Consider the following 15,025-nt stretch of genomic DNA (forward strand, 5'->3'; position numbering starts at 1 on the left):
ACGGTGATGAATGAAGGCATAGCATGCTGTCCGGAAAACCGGACATCAACACGGGAGGCGGTGGTTGACGCCATGCTGGCGTCAGGCGATGAACTTGCACAACTGCAGCCGGCGCTGAACCTGCTTTCGCCCCCGCTGAACGCCACGCCTGGTGAAGCGCTGCTGGCCAGCTGTTATGAGGCCGGCGCTGACCACAACGCTGACGAGGCAACACGGGCGGTGAGCGCCTTACCGGCGGCGGTCGTGCGCTCTGCGACGCCCTCGCTGCAGCGCAGCGGTCTGCTGTGCATGGCGGCCGGGGCGCTCAGCGCCCGGCAACTTCCACTGACGCACAACCGGCTGTGTGACGTGGCGGGGCAGTTCGCCCGCGCTATCCCTGAAGGCGATGAAGAGGCGGGCAGTGGATTTTATACCGTGCGCAGCGTGTCCCTGCCCGTCTACCGGCGGCTGCGGCGGGATAACCATTCTCACAGCGTCTGTCTGCAGCAGGCGCTGCTGCATTTGCTGGCCTGGAAGAGTGATTCGCCCTGGGCGCGGCAGCAGGCGCAGCGTCTGCTCTGGCAGGGTGGCGTGCTGGGTGAGAAGGGGGAATTTGCGCTACTGACGCTGGATGATGAGCTTCGCGAGCGACAGATAGTCTGGCCCGCGCTGAGATCGCTGCTGGCGGTGACCGGGTTTCTGGTCAGATTCCCGGCCGGTCCGGTATTTAGCGATTAACGTGGCTCCCCAAACGGGGAGCCGTTTAGTTGGTGGCCGGGTATTCCTGGACGGCGATATGGAGCGTGATTTTCTTATCATCACGCATGATGACCACCGGAATTTCCGATCCCGGGCGGATCTCGGCCACCTGATCCATCGTCTCCAGCGCCGAGACGGCGGGTTTGTCATTCACGGAGATGATTACGTCGTTGGCGCGGATCCCGGCTTGCGCCGCTGGACCGTCCGGGGCGACATCGTTAACGACGATCCCCTGAATCTGATCGATCCCTCCGCCCTGCGCGTGCAGCGGGGCGATCTCCCGGCCGCTAATGCCGATATAGCCGCGGATCACCCGGCCATCGCGGATCAGTTTATCCATAATTTTGGTCGCTAACTGGAACGGGATCGCAAAGCCAATGCCTTCCGGCGTTTCGCCGTCATTGCTCTTGTCAAAGGAGAGGGTGTTAATCCCCATCAGCTCGCCGAGGGAGTTCACCAGCGCCCCGCCGGAGTTACCGTGGTTGATCGAGGCGTCAGTCTGCAGGAAGTTCTGGCGGCCGGTCGGATTGAGGCCAATGCGCCCTGTGGCGCTGATGATCCCCTGGGTGATGGTCTGCCCCAGGTTATAAGGGTTGCCAATCGCCAGCACCACGTCGCCGATGTGCGGCGTGCGTTTCGGATTGATCGGGATCACCGGCAGCCCGCCGGTAGCATTGATCTTGAGCACGGCGAGATCGGTGAGGGAATCGGATCCTACCAGCAGCGCTTCGAAGACGCGGCCGTCCTGCAGGGCGACGATAATCTGATCGGCATCGTTGATAACATGCTTGTTGGTCAGGATATAGCCGCGCTGATCCATAATCACCCCTGAGCCAAGCGTCAGCTGATTATGGCTGGTGCTGTTCAGGGCGCGGTTATAGACGTTCACCACGGCGGGCGCCGCGCGGCGCACCGCGGCGTTATAGCTCGCCGGGGAGTCGTCTGCCGTATCGTTCTGGGTAGTCGGCGCCAACTGCCACTGGCGCAGCGAGGGCATCAGGGCCAGCAGCAGACCCCCGACAAGCAAACCGATGAGTACTGAACGTAATAACTTTCCAGGCATGATGCAGATATCGTTAATGAATGGTCAGGCGCAGCATAGCATGAGTTGTCCGGACATCGCACATGGCGGCGATGCCCGGAGAGACAATCAGCGCAGCAGCAGATAGATGCTTTCGTTGCCGCGGATCACGTTCAGGGCGATGACCGGCGGTTTGCCTTCGAGCGCTTTGCGCAGTTCGGCAATCGAGTGAATACGCTGCCGGTTAAGGCCAATGATAATGTCATCCTTATGCAGACCGACCTGGGCGGCGGCGCTGCCTTTATCCACATTATCGATCACCACTCCTTTGGTGCCATCTTTCATCTGGCCGTCGCTGAACGAGGCCCCCTGCAGCGCCGGGATAATCAGTTCCGCGCTGGCGGTTGAGGAGGTGCTCTTATCCAGGGTCACTTCGACATCGACCGGCTTTCCATCGCGCAGCAGGCCCAGTTTGACCTTGGTACCCGGCTCGGTGGTGGCGATCCGCGAACGCAGTTCGGCGAAACTGTTCAGCGGTTTGCCGTTCAGACTCACGATGACGTCCCCGGATTTAATCCCCGCTTTGGCGGAGCCGGAGTTTGGCAGGACTTCACTGACGAAGGCGCCGCGCTGAACGTTGAGATTCATCGCTTTGGCGATGTCGGCGCTCATTTCCATGCCTTTAATGCCCAACAGGCCGCGCTTGATTTCGCCAAACTGAATAAGCTGGTCGGCGAGGGTTTTCGCCATATTGCTTGGAATGGCAAAGCCGATGCCGATGCTGCCGCCGCCCGGCGCGAGGATCGCGGTGTTGATCCCGATAAGCTCGCCGTTGAGGTTCAGCAGCGCGCCGCCGGAGTTGCCGCGGTTAATCGAGGCGTCGGTCTGAATGAAATTCTCCAGCCCTTCAAGGTTCAAGCCGCTGCGGCCAAGGGCAGAGATAATGCCGGAGGTGGCGGTCTGGCCAAGGCCGAACGGGTTGCCGACGGCGACGGCGAAGTCGCCGACGCGAAGTTTATCAGAGTCAGCAATGGCGATTTGCGTCAGGTGGTCTGGCTTAATCAGCTGCAGCAGAGCGATATCGCTCTGTTCATCGCTCCCGACCAGTTTGGCATCGAACTCACGGCCATCGTTCAGCTGGACGCTGATCTTCTGCGCCTGATTGATGACGTGATTATTGGTCAGCACATAGCCTTTCGCCGCGTCGATGATAACGCCGGAGCCGAGCCCTTCAAACGGCTGCGCCTGCTCCTGCGGGGCGTTATCGCCAAAATATTTTTTCAGCTCTTCCGGCATATTGAGCGTCGGCGAGGCAGTGCCTTCCACCTGTACGCTAACTACCGCCGGCAGAACCTTTTCCAGCATCGGCGCCAGGCTTGGTAACGCGCCCTGGCCGGGCACCTGAGTCGGTAAGGATGCCGCTGCCGGAGGCAGGACCGACAACGATAACCCAATGCTTAACGCTAACGCACTCAACAGCAAAGTCTGTTTCTTCATTAGATGCTGGCTCTCGTAACCTGAGGTGTATGGAAAAATGTCCTGAATAACCTGATGTTATTGAATTTTTGCACAGGTAACAACGTGGGGACTGGTTTAAATTGTAGCCGGGAAGTGGGGGAAGGAGCGGGCGCGACGGGCGCGCCCGGAGAATATTTTAATCGCAGCGAGGCTTAATCGCGTTTTGCGCCTCCGCGCAGTAAACCGGATGCGCCCTCGGAGTAGTCGCGCGGCATCTGGACCGGCGCCTGATCGTTGCTGGCTTCAGACTCTTCCAGACGGTTGCGGAACGGGTTGGCGTCTGCCATCGAGTCCGGCAGCAGGTTGTTAGAGCTTTTCGCCATATGCTGATATAGCTGACGATAGTCGTGCGCCATGTTATCCAGCAGTTCGGCGCTACGCGCAAAGTGGCTCACCAGCTCTTCACGGTACTCTTCAAGCTCGGCTTTATTCTTTTCCAGTTCGTACTGCAGCGCCTGCTGTTGGCGCAGTTTGCGGTTGCCGAAACGCATGGCGACGGCGCCAATGATGATACCGACGACTAACCCAATTAGCGCGTATTCCCAGGTCATGAACATCTCCCGTTGTATTGTGGTTCCGTAGGGTGGCTCTTAGGCTCTCCGCCTGCGCCCGATAGTGCCACTATAACCGCTAATTCCACAGAAGTGGAATCCTGGCGTATCATCGCGTAGTGTAGAACGGCCTTTTTTTCGTCAATCGTGAGCTTCGGCATTACGGTTTTCAAGGAATAACAATTAGATCATGCAAAGCCTGTCTCCAACATCGCGTTACCTTTTAGCCCTGAAAGAGGGCAGCCATCAACCCGACGACGTCCAGCAAGAAGCGGTGAGCCGCCTTGATACCATTTACCAGGAACTGCAGACGCAGCCCGCGCCGGTCGCGTCAGGCGGCGGTTTGCGCGCGAAATTCGGCAAACTGCTGGGTAAGCGCGAGCCGGCTGCCGGGACGGCACCTGTCCGCGGCCTGTATATGTGGGGCGGCGTGGGGCGAGGCAAAACCTGGCTGATGGACCTGTTTTACCAGAGCCTGCCGGGCGAGCGTAAACAGCGCCTGCATTTCCATCGTTTCATGCTGCGCGTACACGAAGAGCTGACCACCCTGCAGGGACATAGCGACCCGCTGGAGATCGTCGCCGACCGCTTTAAAGCGGAAACCGACGTGCTCTGTTTCGACGAGTTTTTTGTCTCCGATATTACCGACGCCATGCTGTTGGGCGGGCTGATGAAAGCCCTGTTCGCCCGCGGCATCACCCTGGTGGCGACCTCCAATATTCCGCCGGATGAACTCTATCGCAATGGCCTGCAGCGGGCCCGTTTTCTGCCGGCGATCGACGCCATCAAGCAGCATTGCGATATTATGAACGTCGATGCCGGCATCGATTATCGGCTGCGTACCCTGACGCAGGCGCACCTGTGGCTGTCGCCGCTGAATAACGACACCCGCGAACAGATGGATAAATTGTGGCTCGCGCTGGCGGGCGCGCCGCGCGCTGCCGGGCCGACGCTGGAGATTAACCATCGCGAGCTGCCTACCCTCGGCGTAGAAAACCAGACGTTGGCTGCGTCATTCGCCACGCTATGCGTGGATGCGCGCAGCCAGCATGACTATATCGCGCTCTCCCGACTGTTCCATACGGTGATGCTGTTCGACGTGCCGGTGATGACCGCGCAGCTGGAGAGCGAGGCCCGCCGCTTTATCGCTCTGGTGGATGAGTTTTACGAGCGCCATGTAAAGCTGGTGGTCAGCGCGGCAGTGCCGCTGTACGACATTTACCAGGGCGAGCGGCTGAAGTTTGAGTTCCAGCGCTGTCTCTCTCGTCTGCAGGAGATGCAGAGCGAAGAGTACCTCAAACGTCCGCATATGCCCTGACAGGGGACTTTTTCAGGCGGATTCAGGGCCGCAAGGCCGCCCCGGGCGCGGCCTGAAAAATCTCATAAAGGGGTCGATCTTTGACCCCGACTTCTCTATAATCTTGCGACCCCACGTTACGAGAAGGTTTTTTTCCCGAAACTTTCTATGCGCCGGCATAGGCTATTCGAAGGGGTAGGTTTGCTGGACAATGTCGTGTGAACCTCAACTGACTAAACGTTTGGGTGTTCACCAACGTGTAACTTATTATTTGGGTAAGCTTTTAATGAAAACTTTTACAGCTAAACCAGAAACCGTAAAACGCGACTGGTATGTTGTTGACGCGACCGGTAAAACTCTGGGCCGTCTGGCTACTGAACTGGCTCGTCGCCTGCGCGGTAAGCACAAAGCGGAATACACTCCGCACGTTGATACCGGTGATTACATCATCGTTCTGAACGCAGAAAAAGTTGCTGTTACCGGCAACAAGCGCGAAGACAAAATGTACTACCACCACACCGGCCACATCGGTGGTATCAAAGAAGCGACCTTTGAAGAGATGATTGCCCGCCGTCCTGAGCGTGTGATTGAAATCGCGGTTAAAGGCATGCTGCCAAAAGGCCCGCTGGGTCGTGCTATGTACCGTAAACTGAAAGTTTACGCGGGTAACGAGCACAACCACGCGGCACAGCAACCGCAAGTTCTTGACATCTAATCGGGATTATAGGCAATGGCTGAAAATCAATACTACGGCACTGGTCGCCGCAAAAGTTCCGCAGCTCGCGTTTTCATCAAACCGGGCAACGGTAAAATCGTTATCAACCAGCGTTCTCTGGAACAGTACTTCGGTCGTGAAACTGCCCGCATGGTAGTTCGTCAGCCGCTGGAACTGGTCGACATGGTTGAGAAACTGGATCTGTACATCACTGTTAAAGGTGGTGGTATCTCTGGTCAGGCTGGTGCGATCCGTCACGGTATCACCCGCGCTCTGATGGAGTACGACGAGTCCCTGCGTTCCGAACTGCGTAAAGCTGGCTTCGTTACTCGTGACGCTCGTCAGGTTGAACGTAAGAAAGTCGGTCTGCGTAAAGCACGTCGTCGTCCGCAGTTCTCCAAACGTTAATTGTTTTCTGCTCACGCAGAACAATTTGCGAAAAAACCCGCTTCGGCGGGTTTTTTTATGGATAAAACGGCTGTTATCCACAAGCATAGCGCCGGTTCTCGCCACTTTTTCAGCATTTCCAGAATCCCCTCACCACAACGTCTTCAAAATCTGGTAAACTATCATCCAATTTTCTGCCCAAATGCTGGTGATTGTTCATTTTTTGTTTTATTCGTGAACGAAGGTGACATCGCGCTAATGGGGTTTTTACATCTGGCTGGTCATGAGTGGCCGGCAGCAGTACAAAATTCTGAATATACCTGGAGGTTTTCATGGCTGTCGCTGCCAACAAACGTTCGGTAATGACGCTGTTTTCTGGTCCTACTGACATCTATAGCCATCAGGTCCGCATTGTGCTGGCCGAGAAGGGTGTCAGTTTTGAGATAGAGCACGTGGAGAAGGATAACCCGCCTCAGGATCTGATTGACCTCAACCCGAATCAAAGCGTACCGACGCTGGTGGATCGTGAGCTCACTCTGTGGGAATCCCGCATCATTATGGAGTATCTGGATGAGCGTTTCCCGCACCCGCCGTTAATGCCGGTTTATCCGGTGGCGCGTGGTGAAAGCCGCCTGTATATGCAACGTATCGAGAAGGACTGGTATTCGCTGATGAACACCATCCAGAGCGGTACCGCAGCGCAAGCTGATGCTGCGCGTAAGCAGCTGCGTGAAGAACTGCTGGCCATCGCGCCGGTCTTCACCCAGAAACCTTACTTCCTGAGCGATGAGTTCAGCCTGGTGGACTGCTACCTGGCGCCGCTGCTGTGGCGTCTGCCGGTTCTTGGTGTGGAGCTGGTTGGCGCTGGCGCGAAAGAGCTCAAAGGCTATATGACTCGCGTATTTGAGCGTGATTCCTTCCTCGCTTCTTTAACTGAAGCCGAGCGTGAAATGCGCCTCGGTCGGGGCTAAATAATGGATGTATCACAGCTGACGCCGCGTCGCCCGTATCTGTTACGGGCGTTTTATGACTGGCTGCTGGATAACCAGCTGACGCCGCACCTGGTGGTGGATGTGACGCTGCCGGGCGTGCTCGTGCCGATGGAGTACGCGCGCGATGGGCAAATCGTTCTCAATATTGCCCCGCGTGCGGTAGGCAATCTCGAGCTGGCGAACGACGAAGTGCGCTTCAACGCGCGCTTTGGCGGGGTACCACGCAACGTGTCTGTCCCGCTGGCTGCGGTACTCGCCATCTACGCCCGTGAGAACGGCGCTGGTACGATGTTCGAACCGGAAGCGGCCTATGACGAAGACGTCAGCAGCCTCAACGATGATGACGTCGCGCCGGAGAGTGAAAGCGAAACGGTGATGTCGGTGATCGATGGCGATAAGCCGGATAATCACGACGACGATCCTGACGACACGCCGCCGCCGCGCGGTGGTCGCCCGGCGCTGCGCGTGGTGAAGTAAATCCCTTCTCTGACAGGCCCTGCGGGGCCTGTTTTTTTGTCTGTCCGCTTTGTTAACTCTGCCACAAACGAGGCGTCCCATGGCTGGTATCGTCATCGCCACAGGTAGTTTTTAGGGAGCAGACATGTCTTTACTCGCACAACTGGACCAGCGTATCCGTCATCATGGCGGATTAATTGTCTCCTGCCAGCCGGTGCCGGGCAGTCCGCTGGATAATCCCGCTATCGTCGCGGCAATGGCGCTGGCGGCTGAGCAGGCGGGAGCGGTAGCGCTGCGCATCGAAGGCCTGGCCAACCTGCAGGCCGTTCGTCCGTTAGTGACAGTGCCCGTTATTGGGTTGATCAAACGCGATTTGCCCGATAGCCCGGTGCGTATTACGCCATGGCTGGAAGATATCGACGCGCTGGCGCAGGGCGGAGCGGATATTATTGCTATTGACGGCACCCAGCGTCAGCGTCCGGCGTCAGTGTCGGCGCTATTAGCAGAAATTCATCAGCTGGGGAAAGTGGCGATGGCCGATTGCTCATCTCTCGACGATGCACTCGAGTGCTGGCAGTTGGGGGCTGAGATTGTCGGCACGACTCTCTCCGGCTATACCGCAGAGGAGACGCCGGATGAGCCGGATCTGGCGCTGGTGCAATGCCTGAGCGCGGCGGGCTGCAGAGTGATTGCCGAAGGGCGCTATAACACGCCTGCCCAGGCGGCGGAGGCGATGCGCTGCGGCGCGTGGGCGGTGACCGTCGGCTCGGCGATTACCCGCCTGGAGCATATCTGCGGCTGGTATAATACGGCGCTGAAAGCGGCGGTTTGCCCGGCGAATGAGCAATAAAAAAGCCCGATGACGTTAACCATCGGGCTTTTATGCGTGAGGCTCCGGACCTAATCAGACTTCAAGGTAGTTGAGGATCCCGTCCGCCGCTTTACGACCTTCGGCAATCGCGGTGACCACCAGATCGGAACCGCGAACGATATCGCCACCGGCGAAGATTTTCGGGTTGCTGGTCTGGAAGGCGTTTTCGCTGCCTTCCGGGGCGATAATACGGCCCTGGGAGTCCAGTTCGACGCTGTGCTTCGCCAGCCACTCCATGCTGTGCGGACGGAAGCCAAACGCCATGACTACGGCGTCAGCCGGCACCACGTGCTCAGAGCCGGGGACGATCTCCGCGCGGCGGCGGCCCTTCGCATCCGGCTGGCCCATTTCGGTGCGCGCCATCTTCACGCCGCAAACCTTACCGTTGGCATTCACTTCCACGCCCAGCGGCTGGACGTTAAACTGGAACTCAACGCCTTCTTCGCGCGCGTTTTTCACTTCGCGTTTTGAGCCGGGCATGTTCTCTTCGTCACGGCGATAGGCGCAGATCACGTGCGCCGCATTCTGACGGACGGAGGTGCGTACGCAGTCCATCGCGGTATCGCCACCGCCGAGCACCACCACGCGTTTGCCTTCCATGCTGACATAGGGCTCATCGGCGGTTTCACCAAAGCCCATGATCTGCTTAGTGTTAGCGATCAGGAACGGCAGCGCGTCGTAAACACCCGGAGCGTCTTCGTTGTCCAGTCCACCGCGCATCGACTGATAGGTCCCGACGCCGAGGAACACCGCATCGTACTCCTTCAGCAGGTCGTCGAGCAGCACGTCGCGGCCCACTTCGGTATTGAGTTTGAACTCAATGCCCATGCCGGTGAAGATCTCCCGGCGGCGGGTCATCACCTCTTTTTCCAGCTTGAACGCCGGGATACCGAAGGTCAGCAGGCCGCCGATTTCCGGATGGCGGTCAAATACCACCGCCTTGACGCCGTTACGGGTCAGCACGTCGGCGCAGGCGAGGCCCGCCGGGCCAGCGCCGATGATCGCGACGGTTTTACCGGTCGGCTTCACGTCGGAGAGATCCGGACGCCAGCCCATCTCGAATGCCTTATCGTTGATATAGCGTTCGATGTTGCCGATGGTCACCGCGCCGAACTCATCGTTCAGCGTACAGGAGCCTTCACACAGGCGGTCCTGCGGGCAGACGCGCCCGCAGACTTCCGGCAGAGTGTTGGTTTGATGCGACAGCTCGGCCGCTTCAAAAATACGCCCCTCGTTGGCCAGCTTCAGCCAGTTCGGGATGTAGTTATGCACCGGGCACTTCCATTCGCAGTACGGGTTGCCACAGGAGAGGCAGCGATCCGCCTGCGCCTTGGCCTGGCCTTCTGAAAACGGCTCGTAAATTTCCACAAACTCAATTTTACGGATCTTCAGCGGTTTCTTTGGCGGATCAACGCGCTGCAGGTCGATAAATTGATAAACGTTCTGACTCATCTTAACCCCTTACTGCGCCTGCACCCGCAGCTCAGCTGCGGAACGACTACGGTGACCCAACAGTGCTTTAACATCGCTGGACTTTGGTTTAACCAGCGCAAACTTCGCGGAGAAGGCCGGCCAGTTGGCGAGGATCTCTTCGCCGCGTTGCGAACCGGTAAGCTGTACGTGCTCGGTGATTAAACCGCGCAGGTGCTCTTCATGGATGGCCAGAGAATCAACGTCCAGCACTTCCACCAGCTCCGGGTTCACGCGTTTGCGGAAGTCGCCATCTTCATCCAGGACATAGGCAAAGCCGCCGGTCATCCCTGCGCCAAAGTTGACGCCGGTTTTTCCGAGCACGCAGACGATGCCGCCGGTCATATATTCGCAGCCGTTGTCGCCGATGCCTTCCACCACGGTGATGGCGCCGGAGTTACGCACGGCGAAACGCTCGCCCGCGCGGCCTGCGGCGTACAGACGACCACCGGTCGCGCCGTACAGGCAGGTGTTGCCGATAATACTGGCTTCATGGCTGCGGAACGCAGAGCCCACCGGCGGACGAATGGCCAGCAGACCGCCCGCCATGCCTTTCCCGACGTAGTCGTTGGCGTCGCCAGTCAGATGCAGTTCCACGCCGCCGGCGTTCCACACGCCGAAGCTCTGGCCCGCGGTGCCGCTAAAGTGAGCGACGATCGGGTCGCCCGCCAGTCCCTGGTCGCCATGGGTCTGGGCGATATACCCGGACAGCGAGGCCCCCACGGAGCGGTCGGTGTTACGGATATCAAACCAGAACGTCTTGCTCTGCTTTTCATCCACGTACGGTTTCGCCTGCTGCAGCAGCTGGGCGTTGAGCACGCCGTTATCGAACGGTGGGTTGTTCTCGGTGCAGTACAGCGCTTTGCCCGGATGCGGCTCTGCGGTCTCCAGCAGTTTACCCAGATCCAGTTTCTGCTGCTTGGCGGTGAACCCATCCAGCTCTTTGAGCAGATCGGTGCGGCCAATCAGATCCACCAGACGCTTGACGCCCAGCTGGGCCATCAGCTCGCGGGTCTCACGGGCGATAAATTCAAAGTAGTTGGTCACTTTGAACGGCAGACCGTGATAGTGATTCTTACGCAGTTTGTCATCCTGGGTCGCCACGCCGGTAGCGCAGTTGTTCAGGTGGCAAATACGCAGGTATTTACAGCCCAGCGCGACCATCGGGCCGGTACCGAAACCGAAGCTCTCCGCGCCGAGGATCGCCGCTTTGATGATATCAAGACCGGTTTTCAGGCCGCCATCCACCTGCAGACGGATCTTATGACGCAGACCGTTAGCGACCAGCGCCTGCTGGGTTTCCACCAGGCCGAGCTCCCACGGACAGCCGGCATATTTCACCGAAGAGAGCGGGCTCGCCCCGGTGCCGCCGTCGTAGCCGGCGATGGTGATCAGGTCGGCATAGGCTTTGGCCACGCCGGTGGCGATGGTGCCAACGCCCGGCTCAGAAACCAGTTTGACCGAAATCATCGCTTTCGGATTGACCTGCTTGAGGTCGAAAATCAGCTGCGCCAGATCCTCGATAGAGTAGATATCGTGGTGCGGCGGCGGGGAAATCAGCGTGACGCCCGGTACTGAATAGCGCAGTTTAGCGATGTACGGGGTGACTTTATCACCCGGCAGCTGGCCACCTTCACCCGGTTTCGCCCCCTGGGCGACTTTGATCTGGATGACGTCGGCATTGACCAGGTAGGCTGGCGTGACGCCGAAGCGGCCGGACGCGACCTGCTTGATGCGCGACACTTTATTAGTGCCGTAGCGCGCCGGGTCTTCACCGCCTTCACCGGAGTTGGAGAAGCCGCCGATGCTGTTCATCGCTTCCGCCAGCGACTCGTGCGCTTCCGGGCTCAGGGCGCCGATCGACATCGCCGCGGTATCGAAGCGTTTAAACAGCTCCTTCGCCGGCTCTACTTCGTCGATGCTGATAGCGTCTTCGCCTGGGTTGAGCGCCAGCAGGTCGCGCAGCGTGGCCGCTGGACGTTCGTTAACCAATTTCGCGTATTGTTGATAATCGCTGTATTCGCCGCTCTGCACGGCCTGCTGCAGGGTGCGCACCACGTCCGGGTTGTAGGCATGATATTCGCCGCCGTGCACATATTTCAGCAAACCGCCCTGGGCCAGCGGCTTACGCGCCAGCCAGGCGCGTTTCGACAGATTCAGCAGATCCTGCTGGAAGTCGTCGAAGCTGGCGCCGCCGATGCGGCTGACCACGCCCTGGAAGCAGAGATCGGAGACATCGCGATGCAGACCGACCGCTTCGAACAGCTTCGAGCAGCGGTAGGAGGCGATGGTCGAGATCCCCATCTTGGACATGATCTTATACAGACCTTTGTTGATACCGTTGCGATAGTTCAGCATCACCGCACGGTACGGTTTATCGATGGCTTTGCTGTCGACCAGCTTCGCCAGCGTTTCGTAGGCGAGGTATGGATAGATAGCCGTCGCCCCAAAGCCGAGCAGCACGGCGAAGTGGTGCGGATCGCGGGCGCTGGCGGTTTCAACGATGATGTTGGCATCGCAGCGCAGGCTTTTATCGACCAGACGGGTCTGGATCGCGCCAACGGCCATCGGCGCCGGTACCGGCAGACGGTCTTTGGCGATGTTGCGGTCAGAGAGCACCAGCAGCACGGTGCCGTCGCGCACCATTTGCTCCGCTTTATCGCACAGCGCTTTCACCGTCTCGCTGAGGGAGGCCTCTGCCGGGTTGAACGTGATATCGAGGACGTCGGCGCGATAGTGCTCTTCTTCCATCGTCGTCAGCTGTTTAAAATCGGAGTACAGCAGGATCGGCGATTTGAAGCTCAGACGATGCGCCTGGCCTTCCGCTTCGCAGAAGACGTTCATTTCGCGGCCGATGCTGGTAGCCAGCGACATGACGTGCGCTTCGCGCAGCGGGTCGATCGGCGGGTTAGTCACCTGGGCGAACTGCTGACGGAAGTAATCGTAGATAATGCGCGGCTGGCTGGAGAGCACGGCGAAAGGCGTGTCATCGCCCATCGAACCGACTGCTTCCTGGCCATTTTCGCCGAGCACGCGCAGGACGGAGTCCAGCTCTTCCGCGCTGTAGTTAAACTGTTTCTGGTAGCTGGCGAGCGTGTCGTCATCCAGTTGGCGGCTGCCAACCTCTTCGTCTGGCAGATCTTCGAACGGCACCAGGCGACGAACGTTTTTCTCCATCCACTCTTTATACGGGTGGCGGCTCTTCAGATCGTCATCGGTTTCCGCTGAGTGCAGAATGCGTCCGGCACGGGTATCGATAACCATCAGCTCGCCCGGGCCCACGCGGCCTTTCTCGACCACTTCGTCAGGCTGGTAATCCCAGATGCCGACTTCGGAGGCGCAGGTGATGAGCTTATCTTTGGTAATGACGTAGCGCGCCGGGCGCAGACCGTTACGGTCGAGGTTACAGGCCGCGTAGCGGCCATCTGACATGACGATGCCCGCCGGGCCGTCCCACGGCTCCATATGCATGGAGTTAAAGTCGAAGAACGAACGCAGCTCCGGATCCATATCCGGGTTGTTCTGCCAGGCTGGCGGCACCAGCAGACGCATGGCGCGCACGATGTCCATCCCGCCGGCCAGCAGCAGCTCCAGCATGTTGTCCATAGAACTGGAGTCGGAGCCGGTTTCGTTAACGAACGGCGCGGCGTCGTGCAGGTCAGGGATCAGCGGGGTCTGGAACTTATAGGTACGGGCGCGGGCCCACTGGCGGTTGCCGGTAATGGTGTTAATTTCACCGTTGTGCGCCAGGTAGCGGAACGGCTGCGCCAACGGCCAGCGTGGTACGGTGTTGGTGGAGAAGCGCTGGTGGAACAGGCAGATAGCCGACTCCAGGCGCAGGTCCGCGAGGTCCAGGTAGAAGCGCGGCAAATCCGCCGGCATACACAGACCTTTATAGATGTTGACCAGATTGGACAAGCTACAAACGTAGAAATCTTTGTCTTCCTGCAGACGTTTTTCAATGCGACGACGCGCAATAAACAGACGGCGCTCCATATCGCGCGGGCGCCAGCCAGCCGGGGCGTTGACAAAGATTTGCTCAATACGGGGCAGCGAGGAGAGGGCGATTTCACCGAGCACGCCTTCGTTGGTCGGCACATCGCGCCAGCCGACAATCGACAGGGTCTCAAGCTGAAGTTCTTCTTCAACGATGCGGCGCGCCGCTTTAGCCAGCTCAGGATCTTTATTCAGGAACAGCATCCCAACGGCGTAGTTTTTGGCTAAACGCCAGCCGCGCTCTTCGGCAACGATGCGGAAGAAACGATCGGGTTTTTGCAGCAGCAGACCGCAACCGTCGCCGGTTTTACCATCGGCAAGGATTGCGCCACGGTGCTGCATGCGGGCCAGTGCGTGTATTGCGGTTCGCACTACCTTGTGGCTAGGTTCGCCTTCTATGTGGGCGATCAGGCCGAAACCACAGTTATCCCTCTCAAGGGATTTGTCGTACAACATATCAGTGAACCTCCCCAGGCTCTACGGACACCCTCCGATACCGATTGCGCACAGGCACAGAAAGAGCATGGCGACGGGGTTTACACCTCGCATTCGCCCTCTTTAAATCCTTTTCGCATCGGTACACAAGTTTGAGGACTTGCTGTTAAGAGGGAATCTCAATTACTGCATAAATATGATGAGCAGAGTGCTCATCCAGAAAGCTTCCAGCGGATTCCCAACTTATCGGGAATCCACACTTACGTCAAATGGCAATCTTATTAATACAAAAATGTGCTATACACAAGTTAACTAATTGTTATTAAAGAAAATAATGGCAATTTTTATGCTTTGAATACGCCTGCTGGTGGTGCGGCTAGTGTGATCTGTCTCACTGTGCACGCGGCTTTGCATTACCAATATGCGCTGAAATATATTTCATTATTAGCATATTTGACTGCAATATATTTAACTACTGGACATTAATACCGTTTTTTACCAGAAAGCAGATTAGGGCAATGCGAAGATAAAATATAAGGAAAACTCATCACCTGGTGGTTGAATGAAATTGCAGTAAT

The 15,025-nt window shown here is 58.1% G+C and carries 13 protein-coding genes; 8 read left to right on the top strand and 5 right to left on the bottom strand.

From position 1 onward, the window contains the following. Positions 1–6 precede the first annotated feature (6 nt). Complete coding sequence (locus IB144_RS02440; protein ID WP_023279306.1) at positions 7–717, top strand: triphosphoribosyl-dephospho-CoA synthase; 711 nt, start codon at positions 7–9, stop codon at positions 715–717. Positions 718–742: 25 nt separating this feature from the next. Here IB144_RS02440 and degS read toward each other — a convergent pair whose 3' ends face one another. The 3 genes from degS to zapG all read right to left on the bottom strand — a co-directional run bounded on the left by degS (position 743) and on the right by zapG (position 3,828). Then, positions 743–1,801 (bottom strand): outer membrane-stress sensor serine endopeptidase DegS, encoded by a 1,059-nt coding sequence (degS, locus tag IB144_RS02445; protein ID WP_002918568.1) that lies wholly within the window; start codon positions 1,799–1,801, stop codon positions 743–745. Positions 1,802–1,888: 87 nt separating this feature from the next. Beyond that, complete coding sequence (gene degQ, locus IB144_RS02450) at positions 1,889–3,256, bottom strand: serine endoprotease DegQ (protein WP_004174125.1); 1,368 nt, start codon at positions 3,254–3,256, stop codon at positions 1,889–1,891. 173 nt (positions 3,257–3,429) lie between these two features. Next, entirely contained in the window at positions 3,430–3,828 is a 399-nt protein-coding gene (gene zapG / locus IB144_RS02455; RefSeq protein ID WP_002918565.1) for a Z-ring associated protein ZapG, read from the bottom strand. Positions 3,829–4,018: 190 nt separating this feature from the next. Between zapG and zapE the strand changes: the two genes are divergently transcribed. The 7 genes from zapE to IB144_RS02490 all read left to right on the top strand — a co-directional run bounded on the left by zapE (position 4,019) and on the right by IB144_RS02490 (position 8,525). Further along, positions 4,019–5,146, top strand: coding sequence for a cell division protein ZapE (gene zapE, locus IB144_RS02460; protein WP_004144945.1), 1,128 nt, complete (start codon positions 4,019–4,021; stop codon positions 5,144–5,146). Between the two features lie 265 nt (positions 5,147–5,411). Then, a complete protein-coding gene (gene rplM / locus IB144_RS02465) occupies positions 5,412–5,840 on the top strand; it encodes a 50S ribosomal protein L13 (RefSeq protein WP_002918559.1) in 429 nt (142 codons plus the stop codon). Between the two features lie 15 nt (positions 5,841–5,855). Beyond that, entirely contained in the window at positions 5,856–6,248 is a 393-nt protein-coding gene (gene rpsI / locus IB144_RS02470; protein ID WP_000829818.1) for a 30S ribosomal protein S9, read from the top strand. Positions 6,249–6,305: 57 nt separating this feature from the next. Beyond that, positions 6,306–6,590 carry a hypothetical protein gene (locus tag IB144_RS02475; RefSeq protein ID WP_135801240.1) on the top strand — a complete coding sequence of 95 codons (285 nt, stop codon included), beginning with the start codon at positions 6,306–6,308 and terminating at the stop codon, positions 6,588–6,590. Continuing rightward, a complete protein-coding gene (gene sspA / locus IB144_RS02480; protein WP_002918467.1) occupies positions 6,560–7,198 on the top strand; it encodes a stringent starvation protein SspA in 639 nt (212 codons plus the stop codon). The genes IB144_RS02475 and sspA overlap by 31 nt, the downstream gene beginning before the upstream one ends. Before the next feature lie 3 nt (positions 7,199–7,201). Further along, positions 7,202–7,696, top strand: a complete 495-nt coding sequence (gene sspB, locus IB144_RS02485; RefSeq protein WP_002918465.1) for a ClpXP protease specificity-enhancing factor — start codon at positions 7,202–7,204, stop codon at positions 7,694–7,696. Between the two features lie 124 nt (positions 7,697–7,820). Next, positions 7,821–8,525, top strand: coding sequence for an N-acetylmannosamine-6-phosphate 2-epimerase (locus IB144_RS02490; RefSeq protein WP_002918463.1), 705 nt, complete (start codon positions 7,821–7,823; stop codon positions 8,523–8,525). A gap of 54 nt (positions 8,526–8,579) precedes the next feature. Here IB144_RS02490 and IB144_RS02495 read toward each other — a convergent pair whose 3' ends face one another. After that, positions 8,580–9,998, bottom strand: coding sequence for a glutamate synthase small subunit (locus IB144_RS02495; protein ID WP_016947470.1), 1,419 nt, complete (start codon positions 9,996–9,998; stop codon positions 8,580–8,582). A 9-nt stretch (positions 9,999–10,007) separates the two neighbouring features. Continuing rightward, entirely contained in the window at positions 10,008–14,468 is a 4,461-nt protein-coding gene (gene gltB, locus IB144_RS02500) for a glutamate synthase large subunit (RefSeq protein ID WP_004144939.1), read from the bottom strand. Positions 14,469–15,025: the final 557 nt, after the last annotated feature.

Origin of the sequence: Klebsiella sp. K4 (assembly GCF_014596785.2) — a bacterium.
Lineage (GTDB): Bacteria > Pseudomonadota > Gammaproteobacteria > Enterobacterales > Enterobacteriaceae > Klebsiella > Klebsiella pneumoniae.